Below are 24,661 nucleotides of genomic sequence, written 5' to 3' on the forward strand. Positions count from 1 at the left end.
ATATTAATTAATCATTTATTTTATTTATTAGATACAAGGAGAAAATTAACTTTTAAAGATCAATGTTTATTAATTAAACGTCGTGGACGACAAATTAGCAAATTCCCTTCTTATCATATACCATCCTATCTTTCACTTAACTTTTAAGAATTTGTTTTATTCACTTTATTTCAACATAAAATTTACAAGCATTTTATTATTAATACGTTTTTAATAAAGTAAATTCATTTCAAAATACAAATTCAATGTATTTTATATAAAGGAGTAAAATGATAAACTTACTTATAAAAATTAAAGTTTCACTATTTACTCTAACTGACGACAAATAAAGTGTTTTTCTACGATATAAGTAAAATGAAGGCCTCTAGAACTAGTTCTTAATTCTATAGGCTTTTTTAGTTCCTAAGAGAAAAAATGACCTTGATTTCCGTGCCTACATGTTCTTTGCTTTGTATGTGAATTTCTCCTTTATGAAGGCTGACAATATTTTTAGCAATGGCTAATCCCAGACCACTTCCTCCTGAATCCCGTTTGCGAGCTTTGTCTACTCGATAAAATCGTTCAAAGACATGAGGTTGATCCTCTTCTGGTATGCCGATTCCGTAATCTTTTATTTGAATAATTCCTTTATGTTGATTGCTTTCTAAAAAGACCTCAATTACATCGGTACTATACTTGATAGCATTATCTAAAAAGATAATGATCACTTGTTTTAACTTCAATTCATCTCCCTCGATGAAAACTGACTCAGAATTCTTATGCAGAATAATAGGCCGGTCATAAACTTGCTTAAACTGATCGATAAGGATTGTACAGAGAGAAACAAGATCAACTGGTTTCATATCAACAGATTCGGCGTCCTCTAATTCAGCTAAACTTAACAATGTTTTAGTTAAACTTTTCATTCTATTTGTTTCTAAATAAATTGCCTCGGTTGCTTCTTTGGCTATTTTTTCATCTTGTGTTCCATGCCTTCTAAGAATCGTAATAAAGCTGCTAATAATAGTTAAAGGTGTTTTCAATTCATGGGAAGCATCCGATATAAATTGTCTTTGCTTATTTGAATTTTCCTCAAGTTTGCCAATCATACGGTTAAATGTAGCTGCCATTTTGTACACTTCATCTTTTGTTTCAGTTTCCATGCTAATTCTTTTCAAGGTCCCACTTTGTTCAATATCCTCCATTGTGGAAATCATGGATACAATAGGCTTCATAATAATAGCTGATAACCATCTACCAGCTAGAAAAGAGATAAGAACAGAGATAGCCGTAACGGTCCCCATTATGGATAAGATAATGTCTTTGCGGCTTTCTAGTCCAGATAATCGTTCACTTATTTCTAACGTCCCTACTACTTTTTGATTTTGATAAATCGGTACATGAACTACCAAATTTTGATGTTCTTGAAAAGGTCTAAGTTCAAAGTCTTTTTCTGACGAAAAGGTGGGAGAGATTTTCTTAGCAAGAGTTTTATCGTTACTGACCTGATCAATAACCTTAGAGTCCGGCCCAACGATTCGAATAAAAGAGTGAGTAGACATGTAAGAGTTTAAAAGATTTTTGTCTAATGTTAAGGATTCGGAAATAGGATATTTCTTCAACATGGCATTAGCGTTTTTCGAAACCAAATGTGCTTCCATATTAACAGTCGTTTTCATAAATAAGAAAAATACAATAGCATTTACAATAAGTAAGCTAAGTAACAGAGAAACGGTAATGAACAGGTTAACTTTGGTAGTGATTTTCATGTTGATCCTTTCTTATCACATATCCTACTCCTCGGATGGTCTGGATTAAAGGGGATGTAGTATCTTCTTCTAGTTTCTTTCTTAAATGCCCGATGAACACATCCACCACATTCGTTTCCCCCTCATAATCATAGCCCCAGACGGTCAAAAGAATATTGTCCCTGCTTAGTACAATATTTTTATTTTTTAATAAATGAACAAGCAAATCATATTCTTTTGGTGTTAATATAATCTGCTTGTTTTGTCTAATTACATCTCTGGTTTCTAAATTCACAGATAAATCTTCTATTGATAAGTGAACATCTTTTTTTTTACTAACATCCTGAACGATAGCTCTATGACGAAGACTATTACGTACCCTAGCTAATACTTCCTCTATTTCAAATGGCTTGGTGATATAATCATTCGCCCCATGATCTAGCCCCATCACTTTATCTAACGTGGTGTCACGAGCTGTCAAAAGAATAATGGGCAAGTAGATGTCTTTTTTTCTAATTCTTCGAAGAACTTCAATTCCATTTAGACCTGGAAGCATAACGTCTAATAAAATCAAATCAATGCTACTATTTAAGGAAGCTTCAAGACCGGATTTTCCTTCGTGCTCAACAAGTACTTGGTATCCTTCATGCTCAAGTTCAATTTGAAGTGCTCGTGCAATCATTACTTCATCTTCAACAATTAAAATGCTTTTTTTCATTTATATTCTCCTCTTATATCTAATAAAATGAGATCTTTATATTCTAATTTATAATCAGTTATACGCTAATACCTTTCATTAGTCGAAAAATTTCAAGACATAAGACATTCAATCCTAGCCATACTCCACCAAATACATACCCAGCTGCTATATCACTTGGGTATTGTAAGCCGAGAAATAAACGGCTGATTGCAATAAGTAATAAAGTAAGAATGGCTGCTATTGGTGCTAATGTAGGAATCCATAACTTTTTAGAATGTCGAACCAGCATAAATACAGCAAATGCATAAATAACAAACGCCATTAATGACTGCTCACTTGGAAAGTTGGATGAAAGCTGTTTTATATTTGTTGTTTTAATGCTTGAATTCAATTGAAAATAAGAGCAATTTAAAAGACTAATTTCTTCTTTGCATTAAATGTAGCATTATTTATCAAAAAACCTACCATTTTCATCAATTTTTAATGTTATCTTTAATGTTTTTTTAATTACAAGCCCTAAACTTAAAACGTCCTATTTGAAAACGCTTCATGAGACTATTACTATTCGCTTTTCTAATCAATAGTTTAAGGAGTTGATAAAAAATCTATGTAACAGAAAGGGAAAAACATGGATATTTATGAATCGGTTGAGGAGATTAGTATGATCTAGGATTTTTATAAGTTTGCATTTAGCCTTGTAGAGTATTCACCTGATTGAGCAAATGAGTGAAAAAGTCAGATAAGACAGAATTCAAGAGATTTTCCCGTACAAGGATACTAAAGCAGGAGGAGTAAATATATGCTCAAAAAACTAGTAGAAGGAACCATGCAAAGAGCTATCTTAATGATCGTATGTGTCGTTATTATTTTAGCTTGGGGTGGTATATCAGCTTTTCAAATGCAAAGAGATTATCTCCCTGGCATCAATAATACAACACTTACTGTAAGCATGCGTCTACCTATGTATCAAGCTGAACAGGTAAAAAAATTGGTTACAGACAAGTTGGAAAGTGCCGTAAGAACGACAGATGGGTTACAAGATGTGGAAACGAGCTCATACGATGGTGGCTTATTTATGAGTCTCTATTTTCCGATGAATACGGATATGAAGCAAGCAGAAACCGATGTAAATAAAGCTTTATCTAATGCTGATATTCCACCAACCATTACATCAACGCCTCTTGTTACAGGGGTTACAACCAGTTCTTTTCCTATACTTACGTACAACTTAACGAGTGATAAGTTGGATGAAAACCAATTGAAATCAACTGTTCAACAAGATATCGTTCAGCAATTAAAAACCGTTCCTGGAGTATCTGATGTCTCCACATTTGGTGGAGCAAAAGATGGATATGTTTTAACAGTAAGAATGAAGGATTTATCGAAAAACAATCTAACGATGGATGACTTAAATAAAGCACTATCTTTATCCGTTCCATCATTACCTAAAGGTATTGTACTCCAAAATCAGCTATCGATCCCCGTTACCTTTGAGGGATGGAAACTCGATGAACAGCAAATGAAAAACATTAAAATTAAAAATGCGGACGGTAATTCCATCCCTCTTTCAGCAGTGGGAAGCATTTCACATGCGTTAAATGATGTGAAAACAGTTGCCAGAATAGATGGTAAACCAAGTGTTCAATTAAATGTCATTAAAACGCCTTCTGCCAATATTACAGACGTAGCCCAACATGTAAAAGAACGAGTACATGGACTGCAGCTTGTTAAAGATGGCTCTGTTTCATTAACACCGCAATTGGATCGTGAAAAAGAATTAAACGATTCGTTAAATGGTTTAATTCGAGAAGGCTTACTTGGTTGTTTATTCTCCATGGTTTGCGTATTTTTCTTTTTCCGAAATGTGCGATCTACGTTGCTTATAGCTATTTCGTTGCCGATTTCATTGTTAGCAACAGCTGCTATTTTAAAAACAATGGGCATTACACTTAACATCTTAACCGTTTCAGGACTAATTGTTGCTATGGGACGTATTGTAGATGATTCGATTGTTATCCTAGATAATATGTATCGCAGAAGAGAAAAGTCTCAAAACAAAGCACTACTGCCACTTTTAAGTGCTTCCGTTCATGAAATGGTTCCGGCTATTCTTGGCTCAACACTTACAACTATAGCTGTGTATATTCCCATAGCTTTTGTAGGAGGAATTGTAAGTGCCTCTTATAGTGGGTTTGCGTGGTCTGTTGTCATTGCATTAATTATTTCATTTTTTGTTGCTATGCTGGTCATTCCTACGCTTGCTTTTATGGGATGGAAAGGAGCACCATCTAAGCAGAAGGCTGTTTCTCTTGAGCCTATGATGAAACCTGTTCTAGTATCGGCACTAAAGCATAAGAAACTTGTGGTGCTCATTTCGGCTTTACTATTTATTTTTGCAGCCTCTTATTCAGCTTTCCTTCCTGTTTCATTCTTGCCGAGTGCTAAAACAGGTCAGGTTGCAATTAAAGTAGAATTGCCTCAAGGAAGTACCTTAGAACAAGTAGATGCTGAGGTTCAAAAGGTTGAAAAGAGTTTGCAAGATAATAAAAAAGTAGAGTCTTATTCATCGACATTTGGTGCAACCAGTACGCCACAAAGTGATGACGTGTTCGATCAAGGCGGTGGTTTCTTACAGAAACCAAATGTAGCTAATCTTTCAGTAGTATTAAAGAATGAGAAAGAAGCAGATACAGTGATTACGCAGTTAGCTTCTACTCTTCCAAAACTTTCGAAAAATGTGGCCTATGCTGTAACGAGTCAAAATATTTCCGGTGATGATTCGCAAATGAAGATCATGTTTGCCGGTTCCGACCAGGCTACCTTAGACAAAACGGCTGAAAAAGCACGAAAAGAATTATCCACAATAGATGGATTAAGTGTGGATGGAAAAATTGACTTAACAAATGGCCAACCAAAATACAAGATTACGTTTAACCAGCAAGCTATCACTCAAAAAGGAGTTCAGCTTTCTGACATAATGACTGTGATTAATAGATATATGTCACAAACAAAAGATGCAACGTTCGTAGTAGACCATATGAGTCTTCCTGTTGATGTGTATGCAGATCAAACATCTTCTAATCAGCCTAATATTCAAATGAATACGAGTCCAGAAGATGTAATGAAGTCTCTTGGTAACGAGACATTCTCTGGTAAGGGTGGAAAAACCATTAAACTTAATGAGCTAGCATCGATTGCAAAAGACCCAACGTCTTCTACTATTAGTGAACGAAACGGTCAACCGTTTTCTCTAGTGACAGCTCAAATTACATCCAACGATATCGGCAAAGTATCTAAACAAGTTGATCAGAAACTTCAAGGTATGAATCTTTCAAATGGTGTAACCTATTCGATGGGAGGCATAACAGAACAAGTCAAAAGCATGATTTTTGATATGTCAGTCGCCGTTGCCTTTTCTATCTTATTCGTTTTATTAATTACATCTACACTATTTAAAGGTTGGAGAGCACCCTTACCTGTCTTACTAAGTATTCCCCTTGCATTAAGTGGCGTTGTTATAGCTCTTGTGATTTTTGGAGGCGAATGGAACTTGGCTGCATTGATCGGCGTACTGATGCTCACAGGAATCGTTGTAACCAATGGTATTGTGTTAATTGATAAAATTGAACGCAACCGTAAAAGTGGAATGGATATACAACAAGCCGTTATTTCTGGTAGTCTCTCTCGAGTTCGCCCAATTTTAATCACGGCTGCTACAACAATCTTAACGTTGTTGCCACTCGCTTTCTCTCATCAAGCAGATACGGTAATTTCTCAAACGTTAGGAATTGTAGTAATTGGTGGAATGATTACATCAACTTGTAATAGCTTCCTAGTGATTCCAATCATTTATCAATGGCTGCATAAGAAGCAGGCAAGTAAAGACGTTAATTCGAATAAACTTACTCAACAAATATAGCAACAAGCAAAAGAGCATACAGTAAATTTGTATGCTCCTTCTCTTGTTTTACGAATAAAAAAACCTTTTATATAAAGACCTAGTTACCATAAAACGTATTCTAGGTAGCATAAAAAAGGTTAACTCATTAGAGTTAACCTTTTTTATTTAATAGAGCATATCCTAATTTGGAAACTAAATATAAAGCAAAAATCATTACTAATGTTCGAGATATTAGATAGCCATCAATAGCTAGCTCATAACCTTTCGGAACTAATAAGTTTGGATTAACAAATAAATAAATTGATAATGCCAATGATAAAAAGATTAAAATGTAAGCTACAACTGACCTATTTTCCATAAACATTCCACCTTGCATTTATATGTATAATCTAAATAATAACATTTATGGATAAATAAAGTTATTTAATTCACATAATCCATATTACAGGAACCAATCAAAAACATATCCATTGTTTCTTACAATGGATATGTTTTCAAATGCTTATATCTTATCAATTCACCATTCGAATTAACAACAACTTCATCAACCCCATAAGTTATATGTGCACGATAAAAAGGCTTTATTCTTAACGTTATTTCATACAATCCGCCGACACCATACAACTGCTTTATCTTAAGAATTTTTGCTCCAGTTGTATCCCATCTAAGACCTTGTGGTGCATTTATATCGTTCTTATAGATTTCTACAATTGCTTTATCTACTGGCTCTCTTAGGCTACTCATAAGTGCATAATTTAGAGTGTCACATAGTGTTGTATCAGCTTCATTTATTGTTTTTGCATTCACATTTGCAGTTGATATTATCAAAACCATTATTCCGATTGTAAGCATCCCTGTAATCCTCTTCATGAATATCACCTCATCTTAGTTTCAGAAAAACTAAAATGATTTATTCAGCAGCTTCTTTAACTGTATACCATATACAAAATTAGTTAACATAATGTCTCTTCCGGTACACATATAAAAAACGAGTCCTTTATACATAAAGACTCGTTAGCTTTTCCATTTTCTCATTTATGTATTTTTTTTATACATCATTGATACACCGGTCTTTTTATTAAAAGGACGAGCCACATCGATGTGTAACAAATGTATCTTTTATACATTTGTTATCTTTAAAAATTTAAAATTTAATCCTCTACAAGTTCGAATACCTCTGTAAATATTTTCATAAAGTAAACCTCTAACAAATCACCCAATTTACTGCCCAGCTTTAGATATTCATTATCAGCTTGTTCTAGGACATTGCAAAAATCTTCTTCTGCTATTTCGTCATTTTCTAAAGCTTTATATAAGTTCCACAACTTTTCACCATATTCTTGCTCAATCAGTGAATAATCATGAGCATTAATGTCTTCAAGAATACTCGTCAATTCCCTAAAGTAATTATTTACACCTATCTCATCTATATACCATGAAGACCAATCAAATAGTTTTTCATGTCCCCCACTCTCAAGTTCAGAATAATAATCAAAAACTATATATACTTTATTGGCAACCTGGTTTTCCGTTGGAAATTTGTATTCCCCCATCAAATCGACAACCGCATTCCAGATATCATCAGCTTTCAATATTTTACTTTTGTTTAATTTATATTTCAATGACTAGATCCTCCACAAATATAATAAGATATCCTCTGTACCAATTGTAACAGAATATTTATCTAAAAATATTGTTGTTAGAAATGCCACCTATCTAAACTATTGAATTTAAAGTCCGTAAAAGTACACCTTTGCGAACCAAACTAAAGCTCCATTAGCGAACAGTTTTCGGTATTCGAAAAAGTATAAAAACACTATACGAACGCCTTTATATTGACACACCACTTTTACGAGCGTTTTTCAGATAAAAGCATCTTATATATCGTTCATTTAAACTGTTTACAATTTGAATCAAATCCTGCATATTGCGTTCTAGTCGATCCAATCGCCAAACAACAATTGCATCTCCTTCACGAGCATCACCCAGAGCCTCCTCCAAACCAGGACGTTGTTTTTTTGCTCCACTCATTTTATCGTGAAAAATTTTTGTACAACCACGTTTTATAAGTACATCTGTTTGTAAATCTAAATTTTGTCATCCTGTTGATACACGTGCATATCCAATAACCCCCCATTATCACTCTTTCTTATTTTTCTCTTATTCGATTGTAATATAAAATAGAATAAGAAAGGTTATTGAACACAGAATACTGTACAGAGTTTCATTACAAAAAACACTAAGAATCGACTTTTCCCACTTAGAATGTAGCGTGTGCAGAAACGGATAAAAAAACAATTATTTTTCATAAAGCTCTAACAAGCGTTTGTGTATCCAAATAGCTGCCTGTAAACCTTCTCCCATCGCTACCGTCACTTGTTCAGAATGAGCCACAATATCTCCTGCTGCCCACACGTTTGAGACATTTGTTTCTTTTGTACGCGGATTTACGATAATGTGCTGATTTTCTAGAAGTTCTGCTCCGAGCTCATGCGCTAACTCTGTTCGAACTTTATTTCCTCCGAACGCTAAAAAACCTTTTTCTCCATAGATAAATTCATTGTTTTCGAGGATGACTCCTTTTAACATGTCTGCTTCAGCTATGACTTTTTTTATTGTCGCTTCTTTATAGGTAATTCCCTTTTGCATCAAGGTATCTGCTAAAGGTCCAATTTCTTTTTTGTCGTGATTAATGTACGTAATGTCATTTGTCCAATATGTTAACGTAAGAGATAAACTGGCTCCTGCTTTTCCTGACCCTAGTACTAATACCCTTCTATTATTTACTTCATACCCATCGCAGTCGGGACATACATATACGGTTGTTCCCATGCACGGATATAGCTCTTGCTGAAGTTCAGGCGGAATCCGGTCTACTACTCCCGTCGCAAACAGTAAAGTAGTTGCTTCATAGTTCGCAGAGTTTGTAATGACGTTAAACCCTTCTATTCTTTTTTCACACTGAAGGACACGCTCTTCTGCAAATTGAATGCCGTAGCTTTTTGCTTGCTTCCTTCCCGTTTCTCTTAGAGTTTGCCCACTTATTCCCTCAGGCCATCCCAATATATTTTGATAATTTTTGCAAAGATTGGAACGTCCATCGTTTGAATCAATAACCAATACACTGCGCTTATATCTTCCAAGCTGAATAGCGGCTTGAAGTCCAGCAATTCCTCCACCTATAATAACGCAATCATACTTATCTGTCACAGCACATCACCTCAGCTTTTACTATTTTCTAAACGAAAGCTTCAGTTTTTCATTATCTGTTTTTCCATTATTTTTATACGCTTTATTGTCTTTATTTTTTGAAGTCCTTCTATACAAAAAAAACCGCCTCGGCAGCTGCCCTGCCTAGAGACGGTTTTTATAAAATGAAAAAAGATGATATTACTCACTTTTCTTTCCTGCTTCTTTTTCATTAATTTTAGTAATCAGCTCTTCTTTATACACTTCACTATCTTTCCCGTAGCGTAGACGACTATGACAGTTGGGACATAATGCAGCAGCGTCCTTTGGCTTAGCGAGTCCGCCCTCTGACAGCTTTGGAAGATAGTACATTTGTAAAAAGGAGCTGCCATCTTTTGCGATAAACGGCGCGCTTTCTCCGCAGGCTTCGCAAATACCTGCTGCGCGTTTGTGAACATATTGTTTAAGAGCTGCCGTTTGTTCGTAAACACTTGTCTTTTTTTCTTCTCCTAATGCTATATGACGAAGCTGTTCAGTTGAATAAGGTGAAACATCCAGCTTTGCTGCTTTTTCCTCAATCACAGGATTTCGTTCAAGTTCAAAAATAATAGCTTCACGAAGCTCTCCGTCTGAGTCCCACATGATTTCTAATTGATGATTAATATACGTCACTTCATCAATGAACTCTACTACTCCAGGCTCCACGTAGTGAAACAAGTAAACGGCTTTTCCTGATAAAAAATGTTCACGAAGCGCTTTATTGCCTTTAATGAGCTGCATCGATCCTCTTTGGCCTTCTCCCGTATAGAAAAAAGCGGTTTTATCTCTGTTCCACCCGTGTCCTGTTCCGTATTCACTTCCGCTTTCTTTTGTGAAAATAAAAATATATGGATGCGCTTTTGGCGTTGATATTTCGCTTTGTTCCTGCCCTTTATAAAGCTTATGAATTTGTTTTCTGCGATAACGATGTCCTTTTTGAAAGAAATCTCCGCGCTGTAAATCCGTAATCAATGAATTGCCTCCTACTGCGGTCCTGCTTTTATAGTACTTATAGCTCTACTATACACTAATTTTTGTTTTCTTTGCAGATCGTTTCTTCTATCTATCAGATTTATATCATACAAAAAAAGCAGCTGTGTGGGCAGCTGCTTTTTTGCGATAGTCAATTTTGCACCGTATAGTCTTCTCCTAGCCATTTTGTGCTGAGTTTTTTTAATGTACCGTCTTTTTTCAGCTTTTTAATCGCCTGATCGACTTCCGACTTTAACTTTTCGTCTTTTTTGTTAAACATAAAATATACTTTTGAATTAATCACGATATCTCCAACCGTTTTTTGCTGAAATTTCAGCGCTTGATTGCTAAAGTCGATGGAAAATGGTGTCGCAAGCGTAGCATCTGCCCGGCCTGTTTTTAATTGAGTTGTGGCATCATCCGCACCTTGACCGGCGTAAACTACATCGATTTTATTGCCGTGTTTTTGATTGTATTTGTCTAGATAGACAGCCGCATTGCTTGTAGCTCCTACAATCATTTTTTTACCTTCTAAATTTTTTAATGAATGAATATCATTTCGATTTTTAGGAACTGTTACATAAAGCGGAGAATAATTATATGTTTCATCATTAAATAAAAACTTTTTCTTTCGCTCAGCGTTCTGAGCCATGTTATGAGCAATCATATCAATTTTATTACTTTCTAAGCTGAGAAGCAGATTTGAAAATTCCATCGTTTTAAATTCAAATTTATAATCCTGTAGCTCTTTGTCGATTGCTCTTACTACTTCTACATCATAGCCGGTCAGTTTGCCTTTATCATCGATAAAGCAAATATTAGGAAACTGAGTGCCTGTTCCAACCACAATCGTTTGAACATCTTTTTCTTTCTTTTCTCCTGCACTTGAAGATGCGTTTGTTCCGCATCCTGCCACGCTCACAGCTACTACAATTGAAAGTAAAAACAGCCAATATTTTTTCATACTTTCCTCCCCTAAATCCCTATATTATGTAATAAAAAGAGGCTCTTGATGAAGCAGCTGCTTCATCAAGAGCCTCTGGTTAACCAGTGGGCTTACTTCGTGTAAGATTATTCACATCATAATACTAGTTAACCGATAAATCAAGTAGGTTTTTAGAAAAAGATTATCTTGACAGCCCGGTGTCTACCGCTTAAGATACAACTAATAAAACATTGAAACTACATATCTACCAGTCAACTGGAGGCAAATGGACACGATAATGCGTGTACGTTTGCTTTTTTTATTGTCGTCTACCATTTTATCTTTTGGAGGTAAAACGTATGAAATTTGCTTTATTTAGTCTTATTCAAAACATCCCGAACCCGGTTACTGGAGAAACATTCACTGCTCAAGAAAAGTTTCAACATGTGTTAAATCAAGCAGTGCTGGCAGAAAAGTTAGGTTTTGATGCTTACGGAGTCGGCGAAAGACACGGAGCTCCTTTTTTGTCTTCTTCTCCTCCCGTTGTTTTAAGTGCAATTGCGGCTAAAACGTCACACATCCGTCTCCTTACGACCGTTACCGTTCTAAGCATTTTAGACCCTGTACGAGTAGCTGAAGATTATGCAACGCTTGATCACCTATCGGGTGGACGCCTTGAACTGATTATCGGAAAAGGCAATGACCCGCGTCATTATCCGCTTTTTGGTATTACAGAAGAAGAACAATGGGAATCTCTTGCTGAAAGATACGCTCTTTTAAAACAGCTTTGGACAGAAGAAAATGTCACGTGGAGCGGCCGTTATCGTCCGTATTTAACTAACGTTACGACTCAGCCTCGGCCGTTTCAGACTTCTATTCCCGTTTGGCATGGAAGCGCGTCAAGCTCACTGTCTACAGAACTTGCGGCTAAATACGGAGAGCCGCTATTTTCATCTAATTCCTTCCACCCTCAGGCTAAATATAAAGCGCTGATTGACCATTACCGCGAACGCTTCGCTTATTATGGCCATGATCCACGCAAGGCCATTGTCGGTTCGGGGGCGAGCAGCCTATATATTTCCGATACAACGGAAGAAGCGATTCGCCGCTATCGCCCGTACTATAACGCATTTAGCAATACAGAAGCAGCCAAACATAATCAATCGCCGTTCACGTCACTCGAAGACATCGTTCAACACGGTCCTGCTTTAGTAGGAAGCCCGGAGCAAATCATTGAAAAAATAATAGACTATCACCGCGCTTATGGAAACGAAGTGCTGAGCATCAGCGTAGACGGTCTAAGCGAAGCAGAACAGCGCGAACAGCTAGAGCGCTTTGCAGATGATATTGCACCTGTTCTTCGAAAAGAACTTCCCAGCAGCGTGTGGGAAAATAAAAAAAAGAAAACTCCTTTTTAACAGGAGTTTTCTTTAGCTAAAAATAATTTGTCTATTAGTTTATTAACTTTTAAACTAATAAACTACTCTGGTTAAGATGCCTGCGTGTCTGTATCGTAAATATTGGCTGTTACTTCGCTTCTTTGACAAAGTAAGATGAGCAGCCAAATACCTCCGATAACTGGAACAAAGTTAATTAAATACCACCAGCCGCTTCTTCCTGTATCATGCAGTCGGCGAACAGTAACGGCAAGTGAAGGCAGAATCATTGCTGCTGCGTATAGCCATATTAAAATAGGTGCAAAGACTGTAAGTGAATCAATGAAAATAAATATAAATGGAACAAGTGCAAAGATATAACTAAATAATGTAAACATCCAATACTCCGTACGCGTTGCTCTTCCTTGAAACGTCGCGTAATTTTTTAACGCTTTTATATACCAGTACATGACAAACCCTCTCTTTGTTTATTAAATCAAACTATCTAATCATTTAAGTCCTACGCAACTTTATTAGGTACATCAAAACGATTTAGCTGCGACTCACTTCTTAGACAAAGAAGAATGAATAGACAAATACTTCCGGCAATCGGAATAATACTAATAAGCTGCCACCAGCCGCTTCTTCCTATGTCATGCAGTCGGCGTGCCGTCACAGCAAGAGATGGAATGAAGACTGCAACAAGATAAACTATACGCAAAAACGGGGGCATATCTGTTATAAGTTCAATAGCTGAAAGCACACACCATATAATAAAATTAAATAAGACAAACATCCAATACTCTTTACGCGTCGCTCTCCCTTGAAACACTGCATAATTTTTCAGTACATGTAAATACCATTTCATACAAAAACCTCCTTTTTTAAAACATTTTTTGTAAGACAAGCTTACTAGCAGTAATTACCTTAGCATACAAAAAATTATTTTCATATCCTATTTTTTAAAAAAATTCCAATTGATAATATAGATATAGGAAAGGGATGGATAATAATTAGTAATAAATACCCAATAAATTCAGATCAAAAACCATTTAATCACTATAATTACTTTTAATTAATAAAATGTTTTTTTATAACAAAAAATCTGCCGTATTAATAAACACGGCAGGCTCTATCTTTACTTATGTTCGGTAAAAGTAAGGCCCACATGAGCTTTCATGCGTAATCACATAAGTCCACGTAAAATCTTTATCAACCACATATAAATCTTCTAAATACATGTTTGTATTTTCACTTAAATCAGCGCTTGTTAGATGCTCACATTTAGATAGCTGCAGCACTCGTTCATCATGCTCAAACAATAAATAACAGTCGTTCTTTATTTGCTGTTCGAACGCTTGAATCGCTTGTTCTCCTTGTAAACAAGGGAGCTTTTCATAGCTAAATGCATGCCACAAAAATTCATCCATATAAATTTTCTTTTTTTGCAATGCGCTTAAAGCACTTGCAAATTCATTTTCCCATCGCTTTCGAAAGAATTCACCTTGATTCGATAACTTTTTAACAAACATTCCTTTTTTCTTTAACGCATCTTTCATTTTCACTGTGCTTTTCCATCCTTTATCCTGTATTCATTTCTTTTTATCGGCTTCTTAGCTTATTTGTCCACTAGTACCCTTGCGTTAAATTCTTTGCTTTTTGACCAAATTCACTTTATAAAACGTAGGCTTTAACGTGCACAAAAACAATACAATTGTACTTAAAAGCATGATCAGGCTTCCACCAATTACAGCTCCTTGAATCGAAAAGATGGGCGCAGCCATGCCGCATAAAAAAGTCATGATAATGATCAGGAGTGACTCAAGCAGTCCATATATGCTTCCTACTCGACCCATTATGTCAACGGGAATACTGTTTTGATAAAAGGTTTGAAAACCAGCACTTGCAAAAGCTAACGCAAAGGATAAGCTAAAAAATCCTGCTCCGATAGTTTGAAAAGAAGAGGAACACGCATACAGCAAATAGCCAAGCGACACTCCTACACTGCCGGCACCTATGAGAAAGTTGGTCGACAGCTTCTTAGCAAACAGTGTGTTCACAACTGCGCCAATCATAATGCCAGCGCCTGCTATGGTTAATAAAAATCCGTATTCGCTTTCGGACAAATGAATGACTTTTGTTGCAAATGAAACTTCAAGAGAATCAATTGCCGTAGCCATGACCATTAAGAAACTGAATAATACATAAATGGTGATAATGTATCTGTTGGCTCTACTGAAACGAAACACCGCTTTCCAATCTTCTCGAATGGTGTTTACAGACAGCTTATTTTCTTTAACTTCTGTTTTTGTATCCAGGTTCGGCATAAACAAAGTAACCACTCCTGAGGATACCAGCGCTGCAGCAGTAGCATAAATGGCAAACACAGGGGTTCCAATCATAAATAGCGTACCTGCTGCGGCTGGCCCAATAAGAAAACTGCCTGAATCAATCAAACTGCGCAGCGAATTAAATCTTTTTCGTTTTTCACGTGGAATAAGCTTTGTGATATAAACCATCGATGCCGGCCGAAACATTGAACTTGCCATACTGATGATAAATACCAGCATATAAATGATCAGTATGGATGAGAAAAACGGAAAGCAAGCAATAATCCCCGCGCGCATCCAATCTAAAAACATCATAAGCTTCCGTTTGTTTATGCGGTCAATTAAGCTTCCAGACCATATACTTGTACATAGTGCAGCAAGCGGCTTTATCATGTATAGCCCTGAAACCGCAAGCGGCGAATTCGTCATATCAAGCATCATGACATTTAAAGCAATTAAATAAATCCAGTCGCCGATATTGCTAATGCCAATTCCAAACAGCAATAAACACGGGTATTTCCAAGACAACAGCTTATTTTTCATAAAAGAAAGGCCTCCGCTTCACTATTGATTTCGATCAATAAAAAAATCCCACCCCCAAGACATTTGTCTTAGGGGCGAGATTATGAATCGCGGTGCCACCCTAGTTTGTTCATATGTCGCCATATAAACCTTATCGAGTACGGCTTTCGCTTATACTCTAGCTTTGTAACGGAAGCAGCCGTCGCACTATCACGTTAGATCCAATGCGCTGCTCAGAGGCTTGCTTCAACAGCGTTTCTCTTGCTCCTTTTCAGCTTCCGGAGCTCTCTGCTAAGAATACGCGCTGTCTACTTTTCTCTTCACGGCATTTAATTTCTAACATCTTACCATTATTATCTATTTTTTGTAAATACTTATTTTAAAATCATTTTTTGCGGCTGAGAAAAGAATAGTCGATACCCTAGATATACAAAATAAATGATGGAAGCTACCAGCACGATTCCCCACATATTGTACATATCCTTATTTCCCCATACGCCTGTTAGTGAAAACAGCGCTGGAATCGTTAACGTCACCCACGACTGGACAATCGCTACTTTCCCCACATATGCAGATACATCTTTTTTGCTCGTATTAAGCACATAAAATAAAAACCATAAAAACGACCAAAGAATCCATGTAATAGCGTTAATTACGTCATGATAATGAACAAGAGAAACGGTCACGTACACTAAAGCGATAATCGATACCCAAAGAGAGTAATAGCCAAGTCCTGTTCCCTGCATTCCTTTTAATACCGTCACCCCTACATACAAATACGTAAGGCCAAATAAAAAAATCGCCGTTCTTTCATACAAAATCCAGTTGCTTTGATCTGACGTAATAATTAAATAAAACGGAACAATAACTTGAAAAGCTCCAACAAATAAGTTAAATACGCCTACGTTTTTTTCATCTGCTTTTCCAAGCAGCATCAGTCCGTTTAAAAATAAAGCTGCACCTGACAGCAACAGTCCAATTTGATCCATTTTTCAGTAAGAAAAGCCCCTAGCTTTTCTTGTCCTCCTCTGCGTCTATGTTTTTCTTTAGGATGTACGGAGTTGTGGTTTACATGTAAAAAAGAAAAAGCAATTCCTTTTAAAAAGGAAACTGCTTTTCTTTCTGTTTCTATTACACTTATAAAATAAAGCTGACAACAATTGCTGACAGTACGCTTACAAGCGTAGCTCCGTACAGTAAACGAAGACCAAAGCGCGCTACTGTATTTCCTTGCTTTTCGCTTAAGCCTTTAACAGCTCCTGACACGATTCCAATTGATGAGAAGTTAGCAAATGATACTAAGAATACAGATACAATTCCAAGCGTTTTAGCACTGAATGTTGAAGCCATATCCGACAGGCTCATCATTGCCACAAATTCATTTGTTACAAGTTTTGTTGCCATAATTCCACCCGCTGCCACAACTTCTGAAGCAGGAACACCCATGATGAATGCAAACGGTGCAAACACATAGCCAAGCAGATGCTGGAACGATAGACCAAATAACATTTCAAACACGTTATCAATCGCAGCCATCAGCGCAACGAAACCAATTAGCATCGCACCTACGATAATCGCTACTTTAAATCCATCCATAATGTATTCGCCAAGCATTTCGAAGAACGTTTGTTTATGACCAGTTTGTACTTCTAAAATATCTTCTTGATCCGTTACTGTGTAAGGGTTAATAATAGAAGAAATAATAAATCCGCCAAATAAGTTAATAACGATCGCTGTTACTACATATTTTGGTTCAATCATTGTCATATAAGCACCGACAATAGACATTGAAACCGTCGACATAGCTGATGCACAAAGCGTATATAAACGATTTGGCGGCAGTTTGTCTAGTTGCTTTTTAACGGTAATAAATACTTCTGACTGACCTACAATAGCAGAAGCTACTGCGTTATAAGACTCTAATTTTCCCATTCCGTTAATCTTGCTGAGAACTAAGCCAATCCATTTCATAATGAACGGAAGGATTTTAAAGTGCTGTAAAATCCCAATCAAGACAGAGATAAAAACGATAGGAAGCAGCACGTTTAAGAAAAACGGCATTGATCCTTTATTCGCAATGCCTCCAAATACGAACTCTACTCCTTGGTTTGCGTATGAAAGCAGCTTTCCAAAAACGCTGGCAATCGCATTGATAATAATCAAACCAAACTTTGTATTAAGAAGCAAAGCTGATAAAAGAACTTGAATCACAACCATAATAACGATTGGTTTATATTTGATTTCTTTACGGTTATTACTTGCAAGATACGCTAATCCAAAGACAACGAGTAACCCTAAGATGCCAATTAAATATTTCATAGTATCCTCCACTGCTTACTTATTTTTGTAAGTCTTTTGATGAAAAATAGCCCGGTAAGATTTCGTTGATGTTGGTAATCACAAAATCTCCTTTTAGGTTTGCTAAGATAATTTGTGTGTGATCATCACAGAACTCAGCTAATACTTGTCTGCATGCGCCGCAAGGAGAAATTGGGCCGTCCGTATCTCCTACAACTGCAATAGCTGAAAACTGCTTGTCCCCTTCTGAAACAGCTTTAAAAATAGCCGTTCGCTCAGCGCAGTTCGTCAATCCATAGGAAGCGTTTTCAATATTGCATCCACGATAAATCTTCCCATCGGTTGTTAAAAGAGCTGCACCAACATGGAAGTGAGAATATGGTACATGTGCTTGTTTGCTTGCTGCGATTGCTTCATCTATTAATTGTTTTGGCTCCACCGTCATCATCCTTTGCTTAGTTTACAGCAGGTTAGTTAGTACTAACCTGCTGTCATTTATTAATAATCAGAGTTGCTTAATTGACCTTTTGCAATTGATACGCCAGAGCTTGCACCAATACGTGTTGCACCTGCTTCAATCATTGCTTTTGCATCTTCTAAGCCTCGAACGCCGCCAGAAGCTTTTACACCTACATCTGGTCCAACCGTTTTTCTCATAAGCGCTACGTCTTCTACCGTTGCGCCTCCTGTAGAGAAGCCTGTTGACGTTTTAACAAAATCAGCTCCAGCTTTTACAGCTAGCTCAGAAACTTTCGCTTTTTCTTCGTCTGTTAAAAGAGCTGTTTCAATAATTACTTTTACTAGCGCTTTGCCTTTTGCAGCATCTACTACTGCTTGAATGTCGCTTTGCACTAAGTCATAGTTTTTATCTTTTAACGCGCCGATGTTGATTACCATATCTACTTCATCTGCACCGTTTTCGATTGCGTTTGTTGTTTCGAATGCTTTTACTGCTGAAGTAGTAGCTCCAAGAGGGAAGCCGATTACCGTACATACTTTCACTTTTGGAGCATCTTTTAATAACTCGGCTGCTTTTTTTACCCACGTTGGATTTACACAAACCGAAGCGAATGAATATTCTTTTGCTTCTTGTGCTAAAACCGTGATTTGCTCTTCTGTTGCATCTGCTTTTAATAATGTATGATCAATAATACCCGTAATGTTTTGACTCATTTTGTACTTCCTCTCTGTCTCTTAATGAATTTCTTTATAAATTAACGTTGGAGCTTCCACTTTTTCAGCGACCGTGCTGTAAGAATCATAAACGATATCCATTACTTCCTGTACATCTTCACTGTTGCTGTGGATTGTAACAAGAGAGTCACCTTTTTTCACTTGGTCACCAACTTTTTTATTTAGCATGATACCAACTGCTAAGTCGATTTCAGATTCTTTTGTTGCACGTCCTGCACCTAGCTTCATTGCTGCTACGCCGATTTTTTCTGCAACGATTTCTGAAATATAGCCATCTTCTTTTGCTGGCACTTCAATTTTGTGCGCTGCATCCGGTAATTTAGAAGGATCGTCTGCAACAGAAGCATCTCCGCCTTGTGCGCTTAAGAACGTTTTGAACGATTCTAATGCTTTTCCATTTTTAATTACTTCTTGAAGCATTGCACGCGCTTCATCTAAGCTGCTTGCTTTTTCAGCAAGTACAACCATGTGACTTCCTAATGTTAAGCAAAGCTCTGTTAAATCTTCAGGGCCTTCGCCTTTTAACGTGTCGATAGCTTCTTTCACTTCAAGCGCATTACCAACCGCAAATCCTAGAGGCTGGCTCATATCTGAAATGATTGCTTTTGTGTTTCGGCCTACGCCTTTTCCGATTTCAACCATTGCTTTTGCTAATTCTTCAGCGTCTTCAAGCTTTTTCATAAATGCGCCGTTCCCCGTTTTTACATCCAGGCAAATGGCATCTGCTCCAGCTGCAATTTTCTTACTCATAATTGAGCTTGCAATTAACGGAATCGAATCAACCGTTGCTGTTACATCACGAAGCGCATAAAGTTTTTTATCCGCCGGCGTTAAGTCTCCGCTTTGACCGATAACGGCAATTTTATTTGTATTTACTAAACGAATGAATTCTTCGTTTGTAATTTCAACGTGGAAGCCAGGCACTGCTTCAAGTTTGTCAATCGTACCGCCAGTGTGTCCTAAGCCGCGGCCAGACATTTTGGCAACCGGTACATCAACCGCAGCTACTAAAGGTCCTAATACAAGTGTTGTTGTATCACCTACGCCGCCTGTGCTGTGTTTGTCTACTTTAATACCTTCAATTTTTGATAAGTCGATTTGATCGCCAGATTCAACCATTGCTTGCGTTAAATTTACGCGTTCTTCCTGCGTCATTCCTTGAAAGTAAATCGCCATCGCAAATGCCGATAGCTGATAATCAGGTAAATCCCCTTTTGTATAACCTTCGATAATAAAATCGATTTCAGCTTTATTTAATTCATATCCATTACGTTTTTTTTCAATTAAGTCAACCATTCTCATGACGTTTTCCCCCTAAAAGTATCTGCATATTGTGCATCCACTAAAACGTTTTCAACAACTTACACCCTTACTATATAATAGCTTTGAACAATTGTAAACAGATATATTTACATTTGTTCAAAAATATTTATAGCGTTTGTTTTAGTGAATAAAAAAAGACTTCCGCACTCGGAAGTCTTCCCTTATTTTTCAGCTTTTATCACAAATGACAACATGATTCGGTACTTATTCTTTACCTTTTTATAAGGAATTAATACATATGGCTGATCAGGCGGCGTAAATCGTTCAATTCCTTTTTGGTCAGTATCAGGAGAAAAGTACATTCTTCCCCACCGTTTAATGATATAGCCTGTGGTTCCTTTGGCAATCATTCCATCTTTTGAAACGTCTACTTGAAAAGGATACCGGTTTCGCTGTGCCTGCAGAGATGACGCCGAATAAGATACAATATCTTCTACTATTTCAATCCGATGAAGCTTTTGCTCTTGAAAAAACAGCGTCTTCATCTCCTTTACTCTTGTTTATCTAACAAAAAGCGCGCCGTGAACTGATCAGTAACGAGCACATTTGCAAATTTCCCTTGCAGCGCTCCGTAAATGCTGTCAATTTTCTGATCCCCGCCGGCTACTAAAATGGCGTACTCTTTCTTCTTTAGTTCTTCCAAATCAAGTCCAAGCGTCCGTTCATCCAGGCTTTCATTGCAAATTTGTCCATCTTTATCAAAAAAACGTGAACAAATGTCTCCTACCGCTCGAGAGGAAATCATCTCTACATCTTGTTCGGAAAAGTAGCCAAGCTGAAAAAGCAGCGAATCGGTTTTAATAGGTCCCGTAGTAAAGACGGCAATATTGGCTTGTTTGCCTAAATCTAAAATGCGCTTAATATGACGATCCGTTTCCATTGCTTTTTTAACTACCACGTGATCGACAATCACAGGCAAAGGAAGATGCATAGGAGGCGTATTGTATGCCTTTCCAAATAAGTACATAATTTCAGAAGCATACGTGCTCGTTTCCGAATGGCTTACTCCGCCTTTTAACTGCACAACCTGCACGTCATTCACATACTTTTGTTTTAAATCGATGGCCACTTGATAAAGAGTTGTTCCCCACGTCACCCCAATAATATCTCCATCTTTTACAATGTCATAGAGATAGTCAGCTGCTGCCACGCCTAGATGACTTTTAATAATGTGATTTTCATATTGAGGCACCGGTGTGACGATTGCTTTTTTTAAATTGAATTTTTGTTCAAGCTGAGAAGACAACTTTTCACTATTGATAGATGAATCTACAATTTTAATTTGAACAATGCCTTCTTCTTTTGCTGTCTGCAGCAATCGAGAAACCGTGGGCCTTGATACACCAAGCTTTTTTGCAATTTCACTTTGATTATAATCAAGAATATAATACATCCTTGCCGCTTCAATCACTTTATTAAATTTCTCTTGATCCATCTCCATCGACTTGTTCTCCCTTACCTCATGAATTTCTTATCCCAATTTTACCAAACTTATGTCTTTAGTTTACTTGTTTGGTGAACAAAATTTCAAGAGGGGATTTTGTAACTGAGATGAAAAGAGAAATACTCGGGGCTATGGAGACCAGTTTTCTACGTATCCATTCATTCCAGCATACTCATAAAGAGCTTCTAACTTACGCTCCGAATAATAGTTAAAATCATTGTGAACTGCTGTTAATTTAAGATTCTCATTACGAACAAACATCTTCTCAAGGTATAAGCTCTTAGCAAGTTTATTGCTCTTTTTTGTGTTGCAACTTTGACAGCTTAACACCAAATTCCACATATTATCTGATTGGATATAACTCCATGGAATAAAATGATCTACATGAGTAGCGATGCGTTTATCAGAAAGAACTTTCCCACAATAAAAACATTCTTTTGTTTCATATTTCCAAAGTATGTTATAGAATGCATGCAGCGATTCGCGTTTTGAAATATTTTCTACTTTCAACAAGACATCTTCTAACTTATTTTTGTCATTATGCTTTTCTAAAAATTTCGCCAAATGATAATTGGTTAAATGAGTAACAATTTGTCTATATTTTTGTAAAAAAATATAGATACTGCTATTAAACTTTATGTATTCTGTTCTTTTGTCAAACTCATAAATAGAAGCTTCCATATCTCCGTATAACGCCCCTACTACATACCTTGCCCCCACTTTTTTAGTTCTTTCTACTAACTGCAATTGAAAATTACTTGGTAAACGATCAAATACTACTTTATTGGGGACACCATGCATTAACTGAAATTCCTTTAACTCTTTTTGAATTCCAGATTGTCTATTGGGTGTATTTAATTGATTTAAATCATGATGAATAACCAAATTCCAATATATTTTAGCAAATGAAAAATATACTTGATCAAACGTGAGTACTAACCGATTGTCAACGTTATATAGGTTTTCAATTAAAGCTTTCATTAATCCATATTTATACGTTGTGGTAAAGTGACCATTAGCAAAAAATTGATTAATGATCTTCCAAATTTCTTGTTCTGTTAAATAAGCTTTTTTTATTTCTCCTACTTTTAAATTAAAACTCACCTGCCACCGCTCGCTCCTCCCACTATTGCACCACCAAACTACGCTTCTTCTGTTTCCACTAAATAAACCCGATTATCAAACTTCCCGCGCTCCTTGGCCTTCTCCTCACGCACTTTCTCAAGTTGTTCTGGCGTGGCCCCGTGCACAGCTGCTAGCGCGTGCATAACTTCTAGTAAATCTGCAAGCTCTTCAATTGCCTCTTGATGCGTTGGGGCTTCTATGTACTCTTGAAGTTCTTCTTTTGCCTTTTTCGTCAGCTCATGTTGATATTCCTCTCGCTGCAGCACGCGTGATTTGAAGGTTTTTCCGCTTTGTTCAATAATCGTAGGAATTTTATCTCGCACTAGCTTGTTATAAGTAGGCATTATTTTCCCTCCATCTCTTACCTTTCTAGTAAACTAGTATCTTTCAAATTCTGCTTGATTTCCGTTAAACACATTTAAATCAATAAACGTTTCTTTACCTTTATAGCCGCTTAACCGCCCTTTATTCGTATACTGCCAAAACGTCCATTTCTTCTGCTCTTCAAGAGTAGGCTTTTTCACAACATCGCGAATCCAAATATCACACTCAGGATATCTGTTTTTAATATACAAGTCATACGCTTTAGGCGTCGTATAAAGAATGACGCGCTTGTCATAATGAGATTCAAGACGTTTAATCATGCTAGAAAGCTCCTTGTATACATGTTTCTGAGACGGAAGGTTTTGTTTTTTATCTCCGTAAAATTCTACATCAATCACTGGAGGCAAATCGTTATTTTTAAGAGAGACTGCTTTGATAAAATTAGCCGCTTGTGTGGAACCTTTGCTATCATAACTAAAGAAGTGATAAGCTCCGATCCGCATGGTTTTGCGATTTGCTTGTTCCCAGTTTTGTTTAAATAAAGGATCTTGAAATGAACTTCCTTCCGTTGCTTTAATAAAAGCAAACTGAATATCTTGTTTACTCAGCACATTCCAATTAATCTCCCCTTGATAAGAAGATACGTCTACGCCTTTTACATCATAGCGGTTGGCACTTATCGCATTAGGAATTACCCAGCCTTTACTCCATAGTAAAAATATAAAGCTTACAAGAACGACTAATATAACTCCTACGGCAAGAAATCTTTTGTTCTTTTGATTTGCTTTATCTATTGTGTTTACCCCCTTTTTTAGAAAATACTTCTAATATTCTAACATAAAAAGGATTTTCCAAAGCAAAAGAGCCTACAAGTCTTTATTTGGAAATATAAAAAACCACCTAAAATCAGGCGGCTCTTCTTTTATGCTGCGTCTTCAGATGGTTCATTATCTTTGGCTGCTTCTATAAGTAAGAAAATAGCCGTTAAAATATGCATGATCATGCCGACCACAGGAATCCACGCAATAGCGGAACAGACAATTCCCATGATATGCCCTGTCCGAACTTTGTTTGTTTTAATGGCAAATACTAAACCTACGATATGCAATGCGAGCATTAGAATAAGCGGCGTGTAGGCTAGGCTTATAACCAAGGTGCCACCTAGAAGTGGAATCCCCCAAAGGGCCTCCAATCCTCCGCTGACCCATTTCAATATACGACTTGCTTTTCCCATTGTATCCTCCCCCTTTGTCTTCAATGTATGCAAAGAGG

The 24,661-nt window shown here is 36.8% G+C and carries 26 protein-coding genes, 1 pseudogene and 1 other annotated feature; of the genes and pseudogenes, 2 read left to right on the forward strand and 25 right to left on the reverse strand.

Features of this window, described 5'->3' with window-relative positions; all coding sequences use genetic code 11:
- Positions 1-395: 395 nt before the first annotated feature.
- From BG04_RS26050 to BG04_RS26060, 3 genes are read right to left on the reverse strand one after another with little or no spacing between them, the layout of a single operon-like run.
- Positions 396-1,748, reverse strand: a complete 1,353-nt coding sequence (locus BG04_RS26050; protein ID WP_034651186.1) for a sensor histidine kinase — start codon at positions 1,746-1,748, stop codon at positions 396-398.
- Positions 1,726-2,445 carry a response regulator transcription factor gene (locus BG04_RS26055; protein WP_034651183.1) on the reverse strand — a complete coding sequence of 240 codons (720 nt, stop codon included), beginning with the start codon at positions 2,443-2,445 and terminating at the stop codon, positions 1,726-1,728. The genes BG04_RS26050 and BG04_RS26055 overlap by 23 nt, the downstream gene beginning before the upstream one ends.
- 58 nt (positions 2,446-2,503) lie before the next feature.
- Entirely contained in the window at positions 2,504-2,749 is a 246-nt protein-coding gene (locus BG04_RS26060) for a phosphatase PAP2 family protein (protein ID WP_034651180.1), read from the reverse strand.
- 477 nt (positions 2,750-3,226) lie between these two features.
- On the opposite strand from BG04_RS26060, the gene BG04_RS26065 reads away from it, so the two are divergent.
- Complete coding sequence (locus BG04_RS26065) at positions 3,227-6,346, forward strand: efflux RND transporter permease subunit (protein WP_034651178.1); 3,120 nt, start codon at positions 3,227-3,229, stop codon at positions 6,344-6,346.
- Positions 6,347-6,479: 133 nt separating this feature from the next.
- On the opposite strand, the gene BG04_RS26070 is transcribed toward BG04_RS26065, so the two are convergent.
- The 7 genes and pseudogenes from BG04_RS26070 to BG04_RS26095 all read right to left on the reverse strand — a co-directional run bounded on the left by BG04_RS26070 (position 6,480) and on the right by BG04_RS26095 (position 11,492).
- A complete protein-coding gene (locus BG04_RS26070; protein ID WP_228116876.1) occupies positions 6,480-6,686 on the reverse strand; it encodes a hypothetical protein in 207 nt (68 codons plus the stop codon).
- A gap of 119 nt (positions 6,687-6,805) precedes the next feature.
- A complete protein-coding gene (locus BG04_RS26075; protein ID WP_034651173.1) occupies positions 6,806-7,198 on the reverse strand; it encodes a DUF3888 domain-containing protein in 393 nt (130 codons plus the stop codon).
- Positions 7,199-7,479: 281 nt separating this feature from the next.
- Positions 7,480-7,950: a DMP19 family protein gene (locus BG04_RS26080; protein WP_034651170.1), complete on the reverse strand. Its 471-nt coding sequence runs from the start codon at positions 7,948-7,950 to the stop codon at positions 7,480-7,482.
- A 256-nt stretch (positions 7,951-8,206) separates the two neighbouring features.
- Positions 8,207-8,455: pseudogene (locus tag BG04_RS30090) on the reverse strand (recombinase family protein); the annotation flags it as partial.
- Between the two features lie 171 nt (positions 8,456-8,626).
- Positions 8,627-9,538 carry an NAD(P)/FAD-dependent oxidoreductase gene (locus BG04_RS26085; RefSeq protein ID WP_034651167.1) on the reverse strand — a complete coding sequence of 304 codons (912 nt, stop codon included), beginning with the start codon at positions 9,536-9,538 and terminating at the stop codon, positions 8,627-8,629.
- A 180-nt stretch (positions 9,539-9,718) separates the two neighbouring features.
- Positions 9,719-10,528, reverse strand: a complete 810-nt coding sequence (locus BG04_RS26090; protein WP_034651164.1) for an SRA domain-containing endonuclease — start codon at positions 10,526-10,528, stop codon at positions 9,719-9,721.
- Positions 10,529-10,679: 151 nt separating this feature from the next.
- Positions 10,680-11,492, reverse strand: a complete 813-nt coding sequence (locus BG04_RS26095; protein WP_034651162.1) for an amino acid ABC transporter substrate-binding protein — start codon at positions 11,490-11,492, stop codon at positions 10,680-10,682.
- 320 nt (positions 11,493-11,812) lie between these two features.
- On the opposite strand from BG04_RS26095, the gene BG04_RS26100 reads away from it, so the two are divergent.
- A complete protein-coding gene (locus tag BG04_RS26100; RefSeq protein ID WP_034651159.1) occupies positions 11,813-12,871 on the forward strand; it encodes an LLM class flavin-dependent oxidoreductase in 1,059 nt (352 codons plus the stop codon).
- A 71-nt stretch (positions 12,872-12,942) separates the two neighbouring features.
- Here the strand turns inward: BG04_RS26100 and BG04_RS26105 are convergent, their stop codons facing one another.
- The 15 genes from BG04_RS26105 to BG04_RS26175 form a co-directional block, all read right to left on the reverse strand.
- Positions 12,943-13,299, reverse strand: a complete 357-nt coding sequence (locus BG04_RS26105; RefSeq protein WP_016764535.1) for a DUF805 domain-containing protein — start codon at positions 13,297-13,299, stop codon at positions 12,943-12,945.
- A 50-nt stretch (positions 13,300-13,349) separates the two neighbouring features.
- Complete coding sequence (locus BG04_RS26110) at positions 13,350-13,697, reverse strand: DUF805 domain-containing protein (protein ID WP_034651157.1); 348 nt, start codon at positions 13,695-13,697, stop codon at positions 13,350-13,352.
- A 274-nt stretch (positions 13,698-13,971) separates the two neighbouring features.
- Entirely contained in the window at positions 13,972-14,388 is a 417-nt protein-coding gene (locus tag BG04_RS26115) for a DUF4275 family protein (protein ID WP_211186172.1), read from the reverse strand.
- A gap of 84 nt (positions 14,389-14,472) precedes the next feature.
- Complete coding sequence (locus tag BG04_RS26120) at positions 14,473-15,702, reverse strand: MFS transporter (RefSeq protein ID WP_034651150.1); 1,230 nt, start codon at positions 15,700-15,702, stop codon at positions 14,473-14,475.
- A 67-nt stretch (positions 15,703-15,769) separates the two neighbouring features.
- Positions 15,770-16,014, reverse strand: a binding site (T-box leader).
- A gap of 41 nt (positions 16,015-16,055) precedes the next feature.
- Positions 16,056-16,670: an AmiS/UreI family transporter gene (locus BG04_RS26125; protein WP_013083602.1), complete on the reverse strand. Its 615-nt coding sequence runs from the start codon at positions 16,668-16,670 to the stop codon at positions 16,056-16,058.
- Positions 16,671-16,818: 148 nt separating this feature from the next.
- On the reverse strand, positions 16,819-18,000 hold the full coding sequence (locus tag BG04_RS26130) for a NupC/NupG family nucleoside CNT transporter (protein WP_013083603.1): 1,182 nt from the start codon (positions 17,998-18,000) through the stop codon (positions 16,819-16,821).
- A 19-nt stretch (positions 18,001-18,019) separates the two neighbouring features.
- Positions 18,020-18,418: a cytidine deaminase gene (locus tag BG04_RS26135; RefSeq protein WP_013057475.1), complete on the reverse strand. Its 399-nt coding sequence runs from the start codon at positions 18,416-18,418 to the stop codon at positions 18,020-18,022.
- Between the two features lie 59 nt (positions 18,419-18,477).
- Entirely contained in the window at positions 18,478-19,152 is a 675-nt protein-coding gene (gene deoC / locus BG04_RS26140) for a deoxyribose-phosphate aldolase (RefSeq protein ID WP_034651146.1), read from the reverse strand.
- A gap of 21 nt (positions 19,153-19,173) precedes the next feature.
- Entirely contained in the window at positions 19,174-20,475 is a 1,302-nt protein-coding gene (locus tag BG04_RS26145) for a pyrimidine-nucleoside phosphorylase (RefSeq protein WP_034651143.1), read from the reverse strand.
- A 182-nt stretch (positions 20,476-20,657) separates the two neighbouring features.
- A complete protein-coding gene (locus BG04_RS26150) occupies positions 20,658-20,981 on the reverse strand; it encodes a hypothetical protein (RefSeq protein ID WP_034651140.1) in 324 nt (107 codons plus the stop codon).
- A gap of 5 nt (positions 20,982-20,986) precedes the next feature.
- A complete protein-coding gene (locus BG04_RS26155) occupies positions 20,987-21,931 on the reverse strand; it encodes a DNA-binding transcriptional repressor DeoR (protein ID WP_026106623.1) in 945 nt (314 codons plus the stop codon).
- Between the two features lie 138 nt (positions 21,932-22,069).
- Positions 22,070-23,044, reverse strand: coding sequence for an HNH endonuclease (locus tag BG04_RS26160; protein WP_034651138.1), 975 nt, complete (start codon positions 23,042-23,044; stop codon positions 22,070-22,072).
- A 38-nt stretch (positions 23,045-23,082) separates the two neighbouring features.
- Positions 23,083-23,409 carry a nucleoside triphosphate pyrophosphohydrolase gene (locus BG04_RS26165; RefSeq protein ID WP_034651136.1) on the reverse strand — a complete coding sequence of 109 codons (327 nt, stop codon included), beginning with the start codon at positions 23,407-23,409 and terminating at the stop codon, positions 23,083-23,085.
- Between the two features lie 33 nt (positions 23,410-23,442).
- Complete coding sequence (locus tag BG04_RS26170) at positions 23,443-24,183, reverse strand: glycoside hydrolase family 25 protein (protein ID WP_370511586.1); 741 nt, start codon at positions 24,181-24,183, stop codon at positions 23,443-23,445.
- A 128-nt stretch (positions 24,184-24,311) separates the two neighbouring features.
- Entirely contained in the window at positions 24,312-24,623 is a 312-nt protein-coding gene (locus tag BG04_RS26175; protein ID WP_013057484.1) for a hypothetical protein, read from the reverse strand.
- Between the last annotated feature and the right edge of the window lie 38 nt (positions 24,624-24,661).

Origin of the sequence: Priestia megaterium NBRC 15308 = ATCC 14581, assembly GCF_000832985.1 — a bacterium.
In the GTDB taxonomy this organism is placed as follows: domain Bacteria; phylum Bacillota; class Bacilli; order Bacillales; family Bacillaceae_H; genus Priestia; species Priestia megaterium.